Source organism: Sphingobacterium corticibacterium (assembly GCF_004208525.1).
GTDB lineage: Bacteria > Bacteroidota > Bacteroidia > Sphingobacteriales > Sphingobacteriaceae > Sphingobacterium > Sphingobacterium corticibacterium.
Genome location: NZ_SGIT01000001.1, coordinates 1,092,071 through 1,111,620 on the forward strand (window position 1 = coordinate 1,092,071; position 19,550 = coordinate 1,111,620).

The following is a 19,550-nucleotide window of genomic DNA, read 5'->3' on the forward strand; positions in this document are numbered from 1 at the left end:
GATAGTACTTTTTTAGAACAACTCCAACAATTCATGCTTTGATAACCCGTTAACAAAAGATTTATCGGTCTTAATTAACTCTTCGGCTAACTTGTTCTTTTTCTTTTGCAGGTTTATAATTTTTTCCTCGACCGTGTCCGAACAGATGAGCCGAACGGCCACCACATTTTTACGCTGTCCGATACGGTAGCTACGGTCTATTGCTTGATTCTCCACGGCCGGATTCCACCAGGGATCAACGATATAGACATAATCAGCTTCTGTAAGGTTGAGCCCTACCCCACCCGCTTTCAGGCTGATTAGGAATACCCGTATATTTTCGTCTGTTTGGAAATTTTGTACTTGCGTACCCCTATCTTTTGTTTGCCCGGTCAAGTAGACAAACGGAATATCTTTTCGTTCAAGTTGCACCTTAACCAAGTCGAGCATCTCCACAAACTGCGAAAAAACCAGGATTTTATGCTCTCTAAATTGGTTTTCAATTTGCTCGGTCAACACGTCTATTTTAACGGCGTTATCGCCCGAATGACCTTCTTTTAGCAACACCGGCGAGTTGCAAATCTGGCGGAGCTTGGTTAACCCTGTCAATACGTGCATGCTGTTTTTACGGACTTCACGCTCATCAGTCGCCGAGATAAATTCCCGTAATTCCCGTTCGTAGGCATCATAAACCCGACGTTGCTCCGCATTCATTTCACAATAAATGATCATCTCCGTTTTTTCGGGCAATTCTGTCGCAACTTGCTTTTTCGTTCGGCGTAGAATAAAGGGTTTAATCTTCTCTTGAAGCTCTATTGCGCGCTTATTGTATTCAAACTTATCAATCGGGATAGCATATGTATCTCTAAAATATTGCTTACTTCCTAGCAATCCCGGACAAGCAAACGAAAGCTGCCCATAGAGGTCAAACGTGTTATTTTCAATAGGTGTTCCTGTCAATACGATTTTATTCCGCGATTGCAACAATCGAGCAGCTTTGTATCGTTCAGAACTTGGATTCTTGATAGCTTGCGATTCATCCAGAAAGATATAATTAAAACGAAACGTTTTCAAAAAACGGATATCCGACAGCAGCATCCCGTAACTGGTCAATACCACTTCGTATTGGTTCATCTCCTCGACACTTTTATCCCTTTCCGCTCCGTAGTGCAATAATGTCCTTATAGACGGTGCAAATTTAGATAATTCTTCCTGCCAGTTGAATAACAAAGATGTCGGCACAATGACCAGATTCGTTGTATGTCCATATTTTTCCCGTTGCGTTAAGATAAAGGCAATAATTTGCAAGGTTTTCCCTAACCCCATATCATCGGCAAGGCACCCTCCAAAATTAAGGTTATCCAAAAAGTTTAGCCATTTCAGTCCCTCCCGTTGATAATCCCGCAATTGAGCCTGTAACGTAATGGGTACCGAAACCGCTGAAAAACTTTTATGCGCAGCGAATTGCTCTTGATAAGCTAGGATTTCGGTTTGCACTTCCTCGCTCAAAACATCGTTTTCAAATAGCTTTGTTACCTCGGAAAAGTTGATTTTTGGGATTTTCAGCAACTCCTTGTCGATTTCTCCTATTTGAAAATAACGGGAAATTTTGGCTATCCACTCGTCCGGCAAAATCCCTTGTGTGCCGTCATCCAACTGCACAAATTTGCTTTTGTTCCGAATCGCACGGTACACCTGCTTTAAGCTGGTGTTATTTTTCCCAAAACGCACTTTCAATTTGGCGTTAAACCAATCTACGCCACTGATCACCTCGATACTTATCTTCGCCCGGTGTGAATTTAGCCTATTACTTTTAAGCTCATGGAAACCCAATATGGTAATTCCTTTTGCCCGCCATACCTCAAAGGCTTCCAGAAACCAATCTTCATCCAAAAACTGATCTTTGTGCAAATAGAAATATTCATGCCCTTGCATTTGTTCCCGAAAATCGGGGTGTTGTTGCATTACAAGTGACGTAAGACGTTCTTCCACTTCTTTATCCCGTTCAATTTTATATTCGTTTCCATTCTGGTCCGTATCTAACAGTTGTTTCTGGGAATACACCGGAATCTCGATAGCACCGTATTTCATTACTGGCGTAATTGACACGTAGTTTCCTTCTTGTTGCAAGTATATGATAGGCTCGGTTTCGAAGCTTTTTTCCGCCAATTGTACCGGTGTCGCAACGCGTACATAGCTATAATCAATATGTAGCAACTCCTCTAATGGTGCAAGTACCGTTTGAAGAAATTCCTCATATTTTGAAGCGTGTATGAGCAAAATTTCATTATTCGATTTGAAGAATTTAATCACCCGAAGCATATCCGGGTGGTCCACGAAATAGAAAACCTGTTTATGGTAAACGAAATAATCATGCCGAATAACGGTATTCTTAAATGGAAGCGACGTATCGCTAAATTCTAACTCTCCCGTAACCTCGTAAAATGGTTCTTTTTTAAACACCCGCAACCGTATTTCAGCTTTTAGCACCGCTAATTCAACAGGCAATAATGACTTTGCTGTAACCGTTTCTGAAATATCTCGATCGTGATAGTAAACCTCCAAGTCTAATGGATTTTTAACGATCAGTTTTAATGCTTCCCGTTCCGCTTCCGTGTGGTCTTCACTATACGTATGTTGAAAAGTCGTAAGGGCGGTATAGAATTTAATTTCCTGTGGGTCATCCGCTTTCCAAACAAGCTTTATCGGATCTATATTCGCAATCGGATTCTTGATTTTGCCGGATTGTGTAACATCGGTTTCCATCAGCAGGAAATTCAATTGTTGGTAATAGCGATGTCTACCGATCACCAATAGCTGTTTTTTACAGATGTCCTTTGCATTAAAATCCTTTAAAATGGATTGTTTTTGGGGTATCAGATTTTTTCTAAAAAGCTGTTCATCTATAGGGAGTAACTCTTTTATCTTGGTTTCGATGCGAAGTTTTCCTTCTTGATGGCTCAACTGGAAATAAGTATCTAAATGCGGCTCATTTTCCAAACCGTAATGCTTTGCATGCGTCAACAATACGTTGTTTCTAACCACCTTGTCAAAGAAAATACGATAGTCCTTTCGTTCCAGAATAGCATAGATGATTTCAGCCTGATGTGGACACAATGTAGAAAAAGCTTGTCCACAAGAACAAGAAGATAGAATGGCATGCCCCACCTGACTGACCGCTACATTCGGAAACCCCACCACCTTTCTTTTCGTGAATACACCTGCATTCAATACTATTGAAATAACAGAAATATCCTGAAAATCACGCTTCTCGATAAAATCTCCACTTGCGGTATGTTTAAGCAACTCAAACACCGAAAGACATTCTATGTTTGTATTGGCTAATGTGTACTCTTTTGGTAATTCAGTCATGAAATACAAATGAACTATATTTTAAATAAGTTACCAAATTTTCATAAAATAGCAGGTATCTTATCAGATATAATATCTTAATTTTGTGCCGACATTATCCCACGACAAAGACACATTCCACACATGAACATTAATGCCGTTTCCCGAAAAAAGCGTTTTGCGATATTATTAACATTAGGTCTACTATCAGCTATCGGTCCATTTTCGATAGACATGTATCTCCCCGCTTTCGAAACCATCGCCTTAAATTTCGAAACAACTATTGAACATATACAACTTTCGCTGACCTCCTTCTTTATCGGAATTGCTTTCGGCCAACTTATTTATGGCCCACTGCTGGACAAATTTGGGCGGAAAAGCCCACTTCTAATCGGTCTGGTAATTTATATCGTGGCGTCTGTATTATGTGCGTATACGAAGGAACCTAACCAGCTTATTTTCTTACGATTTCTACAAGCCTTGGGCAGCTGTTCGGGCATGGTCGCCAGCCGCGCCATGGTAAGGGATATTTTTGAACCGCGGGAAGCCGCTAAGGTATTTAGCATGCTGATGTTGGTGATCGGTATTTCTCCTATTGTGGCGCCAAGCGTGGGAGCTTTTGTATTGACCAACTTTGATTGGCACATCATTTTTGTTATACTAGCCATACTTGCCCTTTTAATCTTGTTAAGTGTCATTTTTATCTTACCGGAGACATATCAAGGCGATAAGAAAATGTCTCTACGCCCCAAGTATATTATAACGGATTTTTGGCATGTTTTTCGGAATCCGACATTTCTTCTATACGCTGCTGTCGGTGGCTTTGCGTCGAGTGGACTATATGCCTACCTATCTGGTTCACCTTTTGTTCTACAGCGTTTATTTGGTTTGTCCGAAGCCCAATATGGAGCGGCATTTGCATTAGTCGCTTCCTCGTTGATTATGGCTACCCAGCTTAACCGCATTTTGCTCAATAAATGGAATAGCGAAGGGATTTCAAAAAAGGCCAGCCTATTACAAGCATCTGCCGGAATACTGCTTGTCACTATCACCCTATTGGGCGGCATGAATCTCTATATACTACTGGTTCTTATTTGCCTTTTCTTATGTAGTCAAGGCTTTATCTTCCCAAACACCTCCGCTTTGGCTTTGGCACCTTTTGGAAGACTTGCCGGAATTGCTTCTGCACTTTTAGGTTGTATCCAAATGGCCTTAGGGGCATTGACTTCCGCTTCTGTCAGTTATTTCCATAATGGCACGATGGTGCCCATGGTCACCGTTATGTGTGTTAGTGCATCAATCGCCTGTCTGATCTATTTACTGGTTGATAAACGTATAAGTCATACGTAGGAAAATTTATTTTAAATCCTGGGTGAAAGCCATACGGGAATAAACTATTTCTGTTATTTTTTGTTCTCTAAATAAGAAACCGAAATGTAAAATAGATGAAAAGTACACTAAATATTAATGCGACGTCGTTTTATCAAACGCAATTTAAACAGCTAAAATGGGCATTGAACGATCAAACAGAAAACAGCACAGAAATCGCTATAGCAGAGGAATCGGTAACAGACAAAAGTGATATCAGGGAAGCGATTGAAGACCACATGGATCATATAGCCGCCACTCTTCCCGAGGGACGTGTGCTAAATGATTATGAAGTTACTGTATCTTTTGACCCCGATATTGACGACAGACAAAAAGCCGAATTTACAACGATATTTAACGAATTCAATACCAGAGACGAATCTAATTAAAGAAAGATATTATGTAAGTTTGGCCGGTCATGTTTCATAAGAACTACATCCGGATTATCAAACTCGCGTTTCCGGTTATTCTGGCAAACGCTTCCGTTCCCTTGTTGGGTTTGGCGGATACTGCTGCCATAGGACAAACCGGAGCCGCCGTCGACTTGGGGGCCATAGCTTTGGCATCATTAATTTTTAATTTTGTGTATTGGGGGTTTGGCTTTCTCCGGATGGGTACAACTGGTTTTGTATCACAAGCTGCTGGCGCCAACGATGTAGACGAAACGCATGCTTTATTGTTTCGTGCTGTATTAACAGGAGCAGGAATCGGTATACTTCTTATTATACTCCAACGATTGATTGGCGAAACGTCCATCAGTTTATTGAAAGCAAGCGATGAAATTAAAATCCTTGTAAGAGACTACTTCTATATCCGTATTTGGGGAGCTCCGGCTACATTAATTACCTTCACGTTATTAGGTACACTTATCGGAATGGGCTGGACAAAGCACCTCCTGTTCGTACAATTATTTCTTAACGGACTCAATATCCTGCTCAATGTACTTTTTGTCGTAGGATACGACCTTGGCGTTCGCGGCATCGCGTTCGGTACGGTTATAGCCGAATGGTCTACATTGTTTTTTGCTGCTTACCTACTCATCAAAAAGATGCAGCTACAGGCTCTATCCCTTCGCTTGCAGCAGTTGCAGTCTCGTATTTTTAATAAAGAAAAACTTATTGCATTATTTAAAGTCAATGGCGATATCATGATTCGCACCTTGGCTCTCCTTAGTGGCTTTGCTTGGTTTGCCAATCAGGGAGCAGATTTCGGTGATCAAGTTTTAGCAGCCAATCATGTCCTGTTGCAATTTGTATCGCTTTCTGCCTTCTTCTTGGATGGCTACGCCCATGTTGCCGAAATGTTAACGGGCAAAGCTTACGGAGCAAAGGATAAAGCCTATTTTATAGAGCAGGTACGGCATTCCAGTGTTTTGGCAGGCATTACTGCACTTATCCTCGCATGCAGCGTATACACGCTGAGCGATTTACTCATTTCGCTGCTCACTAAAGATATGCAAGTTCAAGCTATAGCTTCTGCCCACAGTTTGTATGCTGCCATCTACATTGCATTATCTTCCGCCGCCTTCCAATTAGATGGTATTTTCATCGGGGTAACAAAAAGTGTGGAAATGCGAAACGCGACGCTGATGGCTTTATTTATTTTCATCGGCTCGGCATTACTGTTAACACCCCCCTATGGCAACGTAGGATTGTGGATTAGTTTTATTATTTATGTCGTCGCGCGGGCCATTACACTAGGTATATACTATCCTAAAATATTACGGGGGATGGTAATTACTTAACAATTTTCTATATTTATAGGAATAGTATCAAATAAAATATGTCTTCTATTCGGTTATTATTTTTATTCATTACGGTATATATCTGTAATATAGAGTTCTCTTTGGGGCAGGATACCGCTGTTTCTCTTGCAGATACAGCGAAAGAAATATCTTCCAAAGCGCATGATCTTCTCCAAATACGCGAACAGCAAAAGCAAGATTCACTTCAACGGAAGAAACTCGAAGCACAACTCATCTCCCTATCGACACAAGGAGACAACGAGCGGCAGCGTCTTTTACAAGAAATCAACATATTAAGAAGCCGAGATTCTATTCTATTTGCGAAAAGAAAGCAAGCGGTAGACTCGCTTCGTACGTTAAACAAAGGTGTACCCGTCGTACCTTTCCGAGACACCATATTTACGGTATATATCCAAGTTGGTAGTTACACCCCGCAAGAGCGGGCAGCCGCTGTCGAGAACCGAATCCGCTCGCTTGCGGACAATTACAAATTTGACGTAGACTCCTTACGTCTGGAGCAGAACGAAACCAATTGGATCGTTTATTGGGAAGACCAGATGATTGCCAGCATAGGTGATGAGGATGCCATGTGGGCTGATCTTCAAACAGCGCAGTTGGCAAACACATATCTAAAGAATATCAAAGATAGTATCGTCCAATATCGAGAAGATACCAGCCTACGAAAAATAGCGTTAGGAGTTCTCTTTGCCGTTATCATTATACTCGCCGCGGCACTCATTATTAGCGGCATCGGAAAAATGATAAAGTGGATCAAAAAACGATTACTCTTATTACGAGGTCATCTTTTCCAAGGTTTCCGTATAAAAGGTTATGAGCTAGTTTCCGCTAAGCGGCAGATAAAGTTCATCTGGACGCTTCTCAACTTCGTGAAGTGGATACTTATCTTAACGTCGGTTTATCTCGCACTTCCGATATTGCTCAACCTGTTCCCAACGACGGAGGGCTATGCCCCTATCCTGTTGGGGTACTTTATCAAACCCATCAAAGATGTTGCCCAAGCTGTGGTCCGCTACCTACCTAATTTGATAACAATACTCGTTATTTGTATTATTTTTAGGTATCTATTGAAAATGCTCCGCTTCTTTGCCCAGGAAATACACAATGGCGTATTGAATTTCCCCGGATTTTATAAAGAGTGGGCATTGCCTACTTATCAGATTGTCCGCGTGTTACTATTCGCTTTCTTGCTGATTATCATATTTCCGTACTTTCCGGGAGCCGACACGCCAATATTTAAAGGTGTCTCTGTCTTTATTGGTATTCTTTTCACGTTCAGTTCTGCAGGCGCACTGGGCAATATCATAGCGGGTCTTCTATTAACCTATATGCGTTCGTTTTCTATTGGTGACCGCGTAAAGATTGGTGATGTTTCAGGCGACATTATTGAAAAAAGTTTATTGGTAACCCGTATCCGTACGGTTAAGAATGAAGTCATTTCCGTTCCAAATTCCCAAGTAATGAACAGCCATACGATCAATTATAGTATGGACGTCGCAGAGAACCCATTAATTATATATACAAATATTACCATGGCGTATGAAATCCCTTGGCAGGATGTACACGAGTTGGCTAAAAAAGCGTGTGAACAAGTAGATTTATTAGAAAAGACTCCCGCACCTTTTATCCTGCAAACAAGTCTAGACGATTTTTATGTGACCTACCAAATCAATGCGTATACACGAAATCCGCATAAACAAGCGGCTATCTACTCTGAATTGCACAAACACATCCTGGATGTATTTCATGCTGCCGGAATAGAACTTTTATCTCCACATTTCCGTGCTGTCCGTGATGGTTCAGAGCTCGATATGCCGATAGCATTTAAGAAAGATAAAGACATTCGCAAAGAATAGGTATTACATAAGGATTACCATATTTCATAACAAAGCCTGTAATTTTGTGGCATGGAAAAAATTAAACTTTCGGCTTTGGATCTAGCGACTGTCTGCAAAGGACAAAATGCACAACAGGCTATTGCTAGAAGTGTTGAAGCAGCTCAATATATTGAGAAATTAGAATACCAGCGAATATGGTTTGCAGAACATCACAATATGGAGCATATTGCCAGTTCTGCGACAGCTGTTTTGATTGGCCATGTCGCGGGTAAGACTAATCATATACGTATTGGATCGGGAGGTATCATGCTACCCAATCACTCTCCTCTAGTTGTTGCCGAACAGTTTGGTACGTTAGAAACCTTATATCCCGGCCGGATTGATTTGGGATTGGGCCGCGCTCCGGGCACTGATCAAGTCACCGCGATGGCACTCCGTCGTAACAATCTGAACACTGCCTTTTATTTTAAGGATGATGTACAGGCTCTCCAACAATATTTTGAAAACGATGATCCATCAGAGAAAGTGCGTGCCTTCCCCGGTGAAGGATTGGATGTTCCGATTTATATTTTAGGCTCCAGTACAGACTCTGCACATTTGGCTGCCGAACTAGGTTTACCTTATGCTTTCGCCGCACATTTCGCACCAGCTATGCTCGCACAAGCGTCTGAGATTTACCGAAGGGAGTTCAAACCATCCATACATCTGCAAGAACCCTATTTCATCGCCTGCGTCAATATTATAGGTGCTGAAACGACGGAAGAAGCCGACTTCCTTTCCACGAGTTTATTCAATATGTTTGCCGGAATTATCACGAACCACCGTCGTCCATTGTCTCCGCCAACAGAACAGCCTATATACCACGGCATCCCCGAGATTGAAAGAGCCGTCCATAGCATGACAGCATGTACTTTCACCGGAGATGAGAAAACGCTTAAACAAGATATTTATGATTTTGCCAAACGCTATGAAGTTAACGAAATCATGACAACGAATTATGTTTACGATAATCAGAAGCGTCTGGAATCGTTCCGTATCATAAAGGAAGCGTTAATATAGCGATACGTTTAGCCCAAAAGCAAAAAACGATTTTGCTTTACTTGAAAAAAGCTGTATGTTGGACAACATGGAAAAAAAGACTTTAGCTATCGTTGGTTGTGGCAAATTGGCTACCCTTGTTGCGGACGCTTATAGAGATAATTTGCTTCCGGAGTATGAATTGATTGCGACGTATTCCCGAAGCAAGGAAAAAGCGCAACATATTGCCGATAAAATAAACACAGTAGATTCCGGATCAACCTGTATACCTTGTGCGTCGATTCAAGATGTTTTGGCGATGAAACCCGATTATATTATCGAAACCGCCTCTCCAAATGCCCTGAAGGAATTTGCACTCGACGCTTTAAAAAACGGTTCGTCTATCGTGACGCTCTCGATGGGAGCTTTTGCAGATCAGGCATTTTATGAAAATGTTATAAAAACAGCAAGAGAAAACAACACGAAAGTACACATAGCATCTGGTGCTATTGGCGGACTTGACGTTTTACGGACAGTTTCCTTGATGGGTAAATGCGAAGCAACGTTTCAAACCGAAAAAAGCCCCAACTCGCTCAGGAAATCGTCTGTGTATCAGGAATCCCTACAACACGAGAAAAAAAAGGTATTTGAAGGGAACGCGATCGAAGCCATTGCCCTTTTCCCAACCAGCGTCAACGTATCTGTCGCTGCGTCAATTGCATCCGTAGGTCCGGAGAACATGCTGGTATCGATTACCTCTATTCCTGATTTTGTAGGAGATAACCACCGCATAGAGATCAAAAATGAACAAGTACATGCGGTAGTCGATGTATACAGCGCTACCGCCCAGATTGCAGGATGGAGCATTGTAAATACATTACGAAATATCGTTTCACCTATTGTGTTTTAAGATAGTTTTCGATATTGGCCAGCACTTTCTCGCTCAGGCGTACAAACGCCTGGCGGGTACGGCCTACCGAAACCTGCATACAATGTACATTCGGATGCGTCAGAAACTTCTCATTTCCTAAAGCAATTAAGGTATCGCAGTAGCAACGGTTATCCCGTTCTATCCACTTTTCAAAAGGTTCTTCATCCCAAGCAGGCGAAAGTCCGGTATTAATCAAGATCTTTCTATCGCCCATGGCCTCAAACTCCTCCTCATGCAGCAAAACTACACCACGGTTTAAGCAGGTGATGATGACCTCATTTTCTTTCACCAATTCGCGAACCGGTAAATACCGATAGCCTTTTTGTTTGGCATCCTCTTTTTCCGAACGTGCAAAATAAGAGATTTCTGCACCAAAGAAACGCAGCGCATCCGCCACCATACCACCCGATTTACCTAACCCGACGATGCCAACTTTCGTACCTGTGATTTCGCGAGGTACGCCATCCCATGGCTCCTGTGGTGTACCATCATTCCGAATACAAAAACCGTGTAAACAACGCACCAACTCACTCATCACATATTCTACCACACCTTCGTCTCCGTAATCCCGAACACCTAACACGGTGATGCCTCTAGAATTCGCATACCGAATATCCACATTGGCACTTTCCGGGGTGTATAGCGAGCAGCACATACCAATATATTTCACATTCGGACATTGCGCCAACGCATCCTCACCCAACCGGGAAATATAACTGATCAAAACAGCATCCGCGTCGCCAATCCGTAAGGCCATCTCTTCCGCAGATTGTGGGCTATTAGGATAAAAAACAACTTCCTCCGCATAATCGAATAACGCTTTTTCCGCCGAGGGAATTAAGTTTAGCGGCTCTACGGCGACTATTTTTTTAAACATATCTCTTTTTAATCTCTTCTTAGAGGATGTCCGAAAAGGTAATTTTGTATGTTCGGACACCATCTATATATAGTTAATACGCTTTCGCAAATAATACACGTTTATTAGAAGGTTTACCCGTAAAGATACACACGCCCACTTCATCCTTCGCATCCAAAGGAATACAACGGATAGTTGCTTTCGTCTCCTCTTTCACCCGTTTTTCTGTTTCTACCGTACCGTCCCAATGACAGGAAATAAAGCCCCCCTTGTTCTCCAATACATCTTTAAATTCTTCATAAGAATTCACTTCCGTAATATGTTCGCTACGGAAAGACAACGCTTTATGGTAAATGTTCTCCTGTATAATGCCCAACAGATTTTCGATGGTCACCGCAAGTCCTTCCTGTGATACCGTTTCTTTTGTCTGCGTATCGCGCCGTGCCAATTCCACGGTGCCATTTTGCATATCACGCGCACCAACAGCAACACGCAAAGGCACGCCCTTCATTTCCCACTCGGCAAATTTAAAACCCGGACGTTGCGTATCCCGATCGTCATATTTTATCGATATATCCATGTCCTGCAATTCGCTTGTTAGCTTATTAACAAAACCATCGATGTTCGCTTTTTCTTCTTCTGTTTTGTAAATAGGAACGATAACCACCTGAATAGGAGCTAATTTTGGCGGCAATACAAGCCCTTGATCATCGGAGTGTGCCATAATCAATGCGCCCATCAAGCGAGTAGATACACCCCAAGAAGTTGCCCAAACATGCTCCAATTTTCCTTCTTTCGATGTAAATTTCACATCAAACGCTTTGGCAAAATTTTGGCCTAGAAAATGTGAAGTACCGGCCTGCAATGCCTTACCATCTTGCATAAGTGCTTCTATACAATACGTCTCTAATGCTCCGGCAAAGCGTTCGTTTTCTGTTTTTACGCCTCGAATGACAGGGACAGCAAGCGTCTGTTCTGCAAAATCTGCATATACCTCCAGCATACGTTCGGCCTCTTCAATGGCCTCTTCACGCGTAGCATGCGCCGTATGTCCTTCCTGCCATAAGAATTCGGCCGTGCGTAAAAATAAACGGGTGCGCATTTCCCACCGTACTACATTCGCCCATTGATTTACTAAAATAGGCAAGTCACGGTAGGACTCAATCCAACCTTTATACGTATTCCAAATAATGGTTTCCGACGTCGGGCGTACAATAAGTTCTTCTTCCAATTTTGCCGTTTCATCCACTACGATATTTCCTTCGCCATCATTTTTCAATCGATAGTGCGTTACGACGGCACATTCCGTTGCAAATCCTTCTACATGCGACGCTTCTTTAGAAAAAAAGGATTTGGGGATAAATAAGGGAAAATAAGCGTTCGAATGTCCGGTATCTTTGAATTTCTTGTCTAATATTGCTTGCATACGCTCCCAAATAGCGTATCCGTAAGGCTTGATAACCATACAACCGCGAACCGCCGAATGTTCTGCCAAATCAGCCTTGACGACTAAGTCGTTATACCATTGTGAGTAATCTTCACTACGACTTGTTATTCCTTTTCCCATTATTTATTTCAATTATTATTTCTGTAACAATTATTGTAATTTGTTCGTATTATTATGAAAAACTTGGGGTAGCCCTAAGTTTTATTTATATTTTTGGAAGCGGATTAAACCCCCGTCTAAAAAACGGGTCTAAGATAATAAATAAAGACTGTATTAGCGAAGTTTAACAGTAGAGGATATCATATCATGAAAACAAATAGATTATTATTCGGTAGTTTGACACTTGCAGCCATTTTTGCGCTTAGCTCGTGTTCAACAAGTAGACAGATCGCCCATCGAGACGATGTGTATAATAATCAATCCCAAGCTCCCCAAGATTACCTGAGTCCGGATTATTATTATACTGATGGCGAAGTACAGGAGGAGCAATATGTCCAAAACGACTATTATGCTGATGAATACGCCGACGAAGAATACGTAGAAGGATTTGAATACGACAATAATCTGGAATATGCCAATCGCATCAATCGTTTTTACTACGGTGCGCCAGGCATGCCTTATTATGACCCTTGGTTTGACCCTTGGTATGGATACGGAGGTTTCGGCCTCGGATGGTCTAGCTGGGGCTGGGGATCAGGTTGGTCCTTAGGTTTCGGATGGGGTCGTCCTCATTTTGGCTTTGGTTGGGGATGGGGAAATCCTTACTATGGTTATGGAAACTGGGGTTGGGGTGGCTACCCTTACGCCGGTTGGGGCTATAACGCCTGGGGACACCCTGGGTATGGATATGGCAACCACTATTATGGCGGAAATTATTACGGTGGAAACCGATACAGTGTACGCCCAGCCAATGCACCTACCCGTGTCGCAGCTCGCGGTGGATACAATACACGTGTAGGGAATACGACACGTGTTTCCAACTCACGCGTGGCTCGGGATAGAAACGGTCGTATTGTGACTGGACGCACAACCCGCGCTACAGCAAATGGTACACGTACAACCACGCGCTCTGCCGTCGGAAATACAAGTCGTGTTCGGACGGAGAACGGCAATGTGACCAGAGGATCTTCTAACTCCTCCCGCGTTGGTACCCGCACAACACGTGGTGCGACAACCAGTAGAGAAGCTGTAGGCAACCGGACGAGAACAACCACGCGACCAACAACAGGTACGAGTAACACATCTCGTTCAAGAACAACTACTCGTCCAGCAACGACACAACCGTCTAGGCCAACTACCACACAACCATCAAGACCGACGACAAGAAGCACACCTTCGTACACGCCTTCTAGAGGTTCTTCAGGAAGCTCCATGTCGAGCGGTGGCGGATCGTCTAGAAGTTCGGGTGGTGGCGGAGGTAGCTCCAGAGGAGGAAGAACAAGATAATTTTCTTTAACAGCAATAATTGACATGATGTAGAGACGCAAAGGTTTGCGTCTCTACTATTTAAAACAAACTATGCGTATAAAAAACATAATTTTCACATCTTTATTCATTTCGGGCGTAAGTATGTCTGCTTATAGCCAATCTGTAAACAATGGTCTGATTTTTTCGCAAGAAACCAATGGTGGTACCGCGCGATTCAAAGGCTTAGGAAATGCAAAAACAGCATTAGGCGGTGATATCAGTTCCATTACCGGAAACCCGGCTGGATTAGGGTTCTTCGGTCAGTCCGATATATCCATTACCTTCAACTACGACAATGCCGCCAATAAAGGAACGTATTTTGGAAATAGCGTCAGCAAGAACAAAGGCAGATTTGGTGTGGATCATGCGGGCGTTGTTTTCCACTTCCCGAAGAACGAAGGTTACCACGGCTGGCAAAATTTCAATATCGGGATAGGCTATGAAAATACCAATAGATTTTCGAATCATGTGCGTTATGAAGGGGTAAATCCCGACAATACTATCGTCAGCGCTTATGCGGATGATATAGTGCAATTTGGAGACCAGGCTTTTGCCAATAGCTTATCCGGCATGAAGCTGATCGAAAGATTTGCCGATACCGATAAAGGCTATTTTCCGATCACCGGCGAATTTGGGAATAAAGATCAGATCAGTGATATATTAACTACAGGTAATAGCTTCAAAACATCCTTAGCTTTCGGCGGTAATTACAACAACGTCTTTTATATTGGAGGTAATATTGGCTTCACTTCTTTTATACACGAAAATTCCGCACAGTTCTCCGAATACGGCTGGACGAAAGATGCCGCTGCAGTAGCCGCGGATAATCCCGGATCCAATTTTATAGACCCGACTCATCCGAATTACGATTTTTTGGATGCGAACTACGAGATGCTGGACGATTACTACCAACGTTCCGAAGGTACCGGAATAGATTTCAAAATTGGTGCTATTTACAAACCCACAGTCGATTGGAACATCGGAGCCACCATTACCTCTCCTACCTGGTATACCGTTGATCAATATACTGAAAGTTATATTGGTGTGGATTATTACGATAATGAAAATGCCGAAGAAGCTTTTGATTTCGGCGAAACTGCATTTACGGACGATTTTAGCTATCGCTTGATTACGCCTTGGAAATTTGGTCTTGGTGTATCTAAATTTTTCGGACGCGGATTGATCTCCGCAGATGCTGAATATGTCAATTACAGCAGCATTAAAATTCGGGATACCAGAGGACCAAATTCTTCGGAAGATGCGCTTTGGGATCAAGATTTTAAGGATGCTTATCGAGGTGCGGTCAACCTACGTGTGGGCGGTGAATATCTGATTACCAATACCGTCAGCGGACGTGCGGGTATAAACTATTTCGGCAACCCTTATAAGAACGCTGATAATAAACAATACAGCGGTAGTTTGGGACTAGGCACGAAGCTTACAAACACCCTTTATCTTGATTTGGCGGTTGTTCACCTTATTAACGATTATAAAGTAAGCCCATACCTCATCGATGAAGGTTTTTGGGGGAGCGCAAGTCCAGTAGCGGACATCAAACACCAGCGTACCAATGTAGTGTTGACATTAGGTGCTAAATTTTAATAAAACTTGAAGAACGTTTTTGGGTGATAATGAACCTCACCCAAAAACTTCATATAGGCTTAACCGTATGGTCATATGTTTTGTTATTTATGATCTTTTACCAAAATTATGGTATGCCTGTTGACCCTCCGTGTATATCTCCTAGCTCATCAGGTAAGTCTTTCCGCTCATCGTATATACCTTTTATCCCTAAATGCATGCATAATGGCTTAACAAGTATACCGTTTCGCCCATCAGGTATGCGGTTTGTCTCTAAACGTATGCATAATGACTTAATAAGTATACCGTTTCGCTCATCGCATATACCCTTTGTCTCTTAACGCATGCATAATGACTTAAAAAGTACACCGTTTCGCTCATCGCATATACCTTTTGTCTCTTAACGCATGCATAATGACTTAACAAGTATACCGTTTCCCCCATCACGTATACCCTTTGTCTCTTAACACATGTATTTTGCCAAATTATGCATGCAAAATGGTAAGTATGAACTCACCTCAAACTGATAAAAGAGCAGCACCACCCTGCAAATATTAAATGAATATTAAATTTGGAAATTACCGGTGATCGCCTCACTTAAAAAAGATTTTGTTAATTTGCAAAAAAAATAAACAGATGAAACCCAAAACCATCATATTCGGCATGATAACGGCATTTGTGCTGGTTATTCTCTTTAACAACAAGGAAGAAGCAAGCTTTTGGTTTTTTGGCGAAATACGCACCTCCAAATTATTAATTTTGGGTGTATTCTTTATTTTGGGTGTTATTACTGGTGGTATTATGTTTCGCCGGAAAAAGAGTCATCCAAAAGAGTATACCATTAATAATACAGTAACAGCAGATAATCCAGAAGCAGAAAACCCATCTCCTTACGCTAATTTATCCGAGGAAGATCGTAAGTTTTTGGATCGCGATTGACTTTATTTTAATAATCCCTTACAGATTTTACTGATCAAGGCAGGACCTTCATAGATAAACCCAGTATACACTTGAACCAAGCTTGCCCCTGCTTCCAGTTTCTCTCTAGCGTCTTCCGCCGAATGAATCCCTCCTACACCAATGATCGGGAAGGAACGATTGGAGCGCTCCGCTAAGTATCGAATAACTTCGGTAGAACGTTTCGTAAGCGGTTTTCCACTGACCCCTCCCGCTTCCTTCACCAAAGATGGGTCACTATACAATCCTTCTCTCGAAATAGTCGTATTCGTCGCAATAACACCTGCTATTTTTGTTTCTGTCACAATTTCCACAATATCATCTAATTGGGAATCTGTTAAATCTGGCGCTATTTTGAGTAAAATGGGTCGTTGGATATATTTAGTATGGTTCAAATCTTGAAGCGTGTTCAAAATTTTCTTTAAAGGTTCCTTCTCTTGCAAATCACGTAGGCCCGGTGTATTAGGCGAACTAACATTCACGACGAAATAATCGACATATTCAAAAAGCGCATTGAAACAATAGGTATAATCGTTTACGGCTTCCTCGTTGGGGGTTAATTTGTTCTTTCCAATATTACCGCCGATGATAAGATTATCTCGGTCTTTCAATCGTTTCAAGCGACCTGCAGCGACATCAGCTCCTTGATTGTTAAACCCCATGCGGTTTATTAAAGCCTTATCTTCTACCAGACGGAACATCCGTGGTTTATCATTTCCCGGTTGCGGACGCGGCGTTACCGTTCCAATTTCGATAAAACCAAAGCCTAAACCTGCCATCTCCTCGATATACTCTGCATTTTTATCAAACCCAGCGGCAAGCCCTATCGGATTTTTAAATTTCAATCCGAATACTTCCCGCTCCAAACGAGGATCATCCACCGTATAAAGCGACTTAAGCAATGACTTTGCACCCCAGATTTTCGTAAATGTGCGCAACCCGTCCGTCACCCTATGGTGTGCGGTTTCGGGATCCATTGTGAAGAATATAGGTTTAACGATTTTATACATATCTGCAAAGGTAACCAAAGAAGCAGAAATATTCATTACTTTTGCAGCAAATGATATCAATTAATAATTTAACATTCGAGATTGGCTCACGTGCTTTATACGACGACGCTAATTGGCATATAAAACCCGGAGACAAAGCGGGATTAATCGGTGCAAATGGGGCTGGTAAGTCTACGTTGCTAAAATTAATCGTCGGAGATTATACCCCGACTTCGGGCACGATTTCAATGGCGAAGGACTTAAAGATTGGTTATCTTAACCAGGATTTGTTGTCTTACCATTCCGAAAAAAGCATCCTGCATGTAGCGATGGAGGCATTTGAGCGGCAAAATCAATTGCATGCAGAGATTGAAGTATTGCTTAAAAAACTAGAAACTGACTATTCGGACGAGATACTGAATAAACTGAGCGATAGACAGATGGAGTTTGAAGCGTTGGATGGCTACAATATCGAGTTTCGGGCACACGAGATCCTCGCAGGTTTAGGGTTCTCAGAAGAAGAGCAACAGCGACCTTTAGCGACATTTTCCGGCGGTTGGCGTATGCGTGTTATGCTCGCGCGTATCCTCCTGCAAACACCGGATATTCTGTTATTGGATGAGCCAACCAACCACTTGGATTTACCGTCTATTAAATGGCTGGAGAATTATCTACAGGCGTTTGAGGGTGCGATTGTTATTGTTTCCCACGACCGCTATTTTCTCGATCGGATCATCAATAAAACGGTGGAATCCCGCAAAGGAAAGCTTACGGTTTATGCCGGAAACTATTCTTTCTATATAGAAGAAAAATCTCTGCGGGAGGAAATCCAGGGCAATCAGTTTAAAAATCAGCAGGCAAAAATCAAGCAAGAAGAAAAGCTTATAGAGCGTTTCCGTGCAAAAGCGAGCAAAGCAAAAATGGTACAATCCCGTATTAAAGCGCTCGATCGTATGGAAAAGGTGGATAATGTGGACGATGATAATCCAGAAGTGAATTTCAGCTTTAAATTTTCCAAACCTTCGGGACGGCATGTCGTTACACTGGAAAATATATCGAAGTCTTACCCTAATCTGGAAATTCTACGTGATACGGGTGCTATTATTGAAAAAGGAGATAAAATAGCGCTGATCGGTGCAAACGGTAAAGGTAAATCAACCTTGCTTCGCATTGTAGCCGATGCTGATAACGAATATGAGGGCAAAAGCATCAAAGGGCACAATGTATCCCAGACATTCTTCGCCCAACACCAATTGGAAGCGTTGCATCTCGAAAACACCATTATACAGGAGCTGATCAACTTCGCTCCCAAACATACCGAAACAGAATTGCGTTCCATTTTAGGTTGTTTCCTGTTCACCGGTGATGATGTATTTAAGAAAATCAAGGTCTTGTCGGGTGGCGAGAAATCGCGCGTCGCGTTAGCGAAGGCATTGACAGCCGATGCAAATTTTCTGGTACTTGATGAGCCGACCAATCACTTGGACATGGCCTCGGTTAATATTCTTATCCAGGCTTTACAACAGTATGAGGGTACCTTCATCGTTGTTTCCCACGACCGTTACTTTTTAGACCATGTTGCCAATAAAATTTGGTTTATCGAAGACAAAGAAATTAAAGAGTATCCAGGTACTTATCAAGAGTATGAGGAATGGAGTTCAAAACGTGTGGTGAAGAAAGAGCCTCAAGGAGAAAAGAAAATAGCGAAGGAGAAAGAGCAACCTAAAAAAGAAAAGACTCCTCCATCGGAGGATAAGAATAGGCTCATCCAACGCAAAAACAAGGAGTTGGCAACGCTTGAACAACAAATAGAAAAAAGTGAAAAGTTGGTAAAGGAGCTTGAAGCACACTTAGCGAAAGAAGAAGTCTATTCGGATGCACCAAAGCTTCAAGAAGCCACCCGGACGTATAATTCTGCCAAAGCTTCTTTTCAGCAGCTCCAACAAGATTGGGAAAAGCTCGCCGAAGAGATCATGGAATTGGAAGGGTAAAGAAATAAAACCAACG

The 19,550-nt window shown here is 42.2% G+C and carries 14 protein-coding genes; 10 read left to right on the forward strand and 4 right to left on the reverse strand.

The window, feature by feature from the left end; all coding sequences use genetic code 11:
- Positions 1–12: 12 nt before the first annotated feature.
- Entirely contained in the window at positions 13–3,351 is a 3,339-nt protein-coding gene (locus tag EWE74_RS04600) for a DEAD/DEAH box helicase (RefSeq protein ID WP_130140324.1), read from the reverse strand.
- 123 nt (positions 3,352–3,474) lie between these two features.
- Here EWE74_RS04600 and EWE74_RS04605 point away from each other — a divergent pair, with 123 nt between their 5' ends.
- From EWE74_RS04605 to EWE74_RS04630, 6 genes are all read left to right on the forward strand, one after another.
- The gene (locus tag EWE74_RS04605) at positions 3,475–4,680 is read left to right on the forward strand and encodes a multidrug effflux MFS transporter (RefSeq protein ID WP_130140325.1); all 1,206 of its coding nucleotides are present in this window, start codon (positions 3,475–3,477) and stop codon (positions 4,678–4,680) included.
- Positions 4,681–4,775: 95 nt separating this feature from the next.
- Entirely contained in the window at positions 4,776–5,087 is a 312-nt protein-coding gene (locus EWE74_RS04610; protein WP_130140326.1) for a hypothetical protein, read from the forward strand.
- Positions 5,088–5,116: 29 nt separating this feature from the next.
- Entirely contained in the window at positions 5,117–6,442 is a 1,326-nt protein-coding gene (locus tag EWE74_RS04615) for an MATE family efflux transporter (RefSeq protein ID WP_130140327.1), read from the forward strand.
- 38 nt (positions 6,443–6,480) lie between these two features.
- Entirely contained in the window at positions 6,481–8,316 is a 1,836-nt protein-coding gene (locus EWE74_RS04620; RefSeq protein WP_130140328.1) for a mechanosensitive ion channel domain-containing protein, read from the forward strand.
- Between the two features lie 51 nt (positions 8,317–8,367).
- Positions 8,368–9,357, forward strand: coding sequence for an LLM class flavin-dependent oxidoreductase (locus EWE74_RS04625; protein WP_130140329.1), 990 nt, complete (start codon positions 8,368–8,370; stop codon positions 9,355–9,357).
- Between the two features lie 67 nt (positions 9,358–9,424).
- On the forward strand, positions 9,425–10,225 hold the full coding sequence (locus tag EWE74_RS04630; RefSeq protein WP_130140330.1) for an aspartate dehydrogenase domain-containing protein: 801 nt from the start codon (positions 9,425–9,427) through the stop codon (positions 10,223–10,225).
- Here EWE74_RS04630 and EWE74_RS04635 read toward each other — a convergent pair.
- Together EWE74_RS04635 and proS are read right to left on the reverse strand one after the other, a co-directional pair.
- Positions 10,212–11,123: an NAD(P)-dependent oxidoreductase gene (locus EWE74_RS04635; RefSeq protein WP_130140331.1), complete on the reverse strand. Its 912-nt coding sequence runs from the start codon at positions 11,121–11,123 to the stop codon at positions 10,212–10,214. The two genes, EWE74_RS04630 and EWE74_RS04635, sit on opposite strands and share 14 nt — an antisense overlap.
- A gap of 73 nt (positions 11,124–11,196) precedes the next feature.
- A complete protein-coding gene (gene proS / locus EWE74_RS04640; protein ID WP_130140332.1) occupies positions 11,197–12,669 on the reverse strand; it encodes a proline--tRNA ligase in 1,473 nt (490 codons plus the stop codon).
- Between the two features lie 186 nt (positions 12,670–12,855).
- On the opposite strand from proS, the gene EWE74_RS04645 reads away from it, so the two are divergent.
- The 3 genes from EWE74_RS04645 (at position 12,856) to EWE74_RS04655 (ending at position 16,536) form a co-directional block, all read left to right on the forward strand.
- A complete protein-coding gene (locus EWE74_RS04645; protein WP_130140333.1) occupies positions 12,856–13,995 on the forward strand; it encodes a hypothetical protein in 1,140 nt (379 codons plus the stop codon).
- 72 nt (positions 13,996–14,067) lie between these two features.
- Complete coding sequence (locus EWE74_RS04650; protein ID WP_130140334.1) at positions 14,068–15,618, forward strand: OmpP1/FadL family transporter; 1,551 nt, start codon at positions 14,068–14,070, stop codon at positions 15,616–15,618.
- A gap of 615 nt (positions 15,619–16,233) precedes the next feature.
- On the forward strand, positions 16,234–16,536 hold the full coding sequence (locus EWE74_RS04655; protein WP_130140335.1) for a hypothetical protein: 303 nt from the start codon (positions 16,234–16,236) through the stop codon (positions 16,534–16,536).
- A 2-nt stretch (positions 16,537–16,538) separates the two neighbouring features.
- Here the strand turns inward: EWE74_RS04655 and EWE74_RS04660 are convergent, their stop codons facing one another.
- Positions 16,539–17,564: a quinone-dependent dihydroorotate dehydrogenase gene (locus tag EWE74_RS04660; protein ID WP_130141131.1), complete on the reverse strand. Its 1,026-nt coding sequence runs from the start codon at positions 17,562–17,564 to the stop codon at positions 16,539–16,541.
- Between the two features lie 50 nt (positions 17,565–17,614).
- Here EWE74_RS04660 and EWE74_RS04665 point away from each other — a divergent pair, with 50 nt between their 5' ends.
- Complete coding sequence (locus EWE74_RS04665) at positions 17,615–19,534, forward strand: ABC-F family ATP-binding cassette domain-containing protein (RefSeq protein WP_130140336.1); 1,920 nt, start codon at positions 17,615–17,617, stop codon at positions 19,532–19,534.
- The last annotated feature ends 16 nt before the right edge of the window (positions 19,535–19,550 follow it).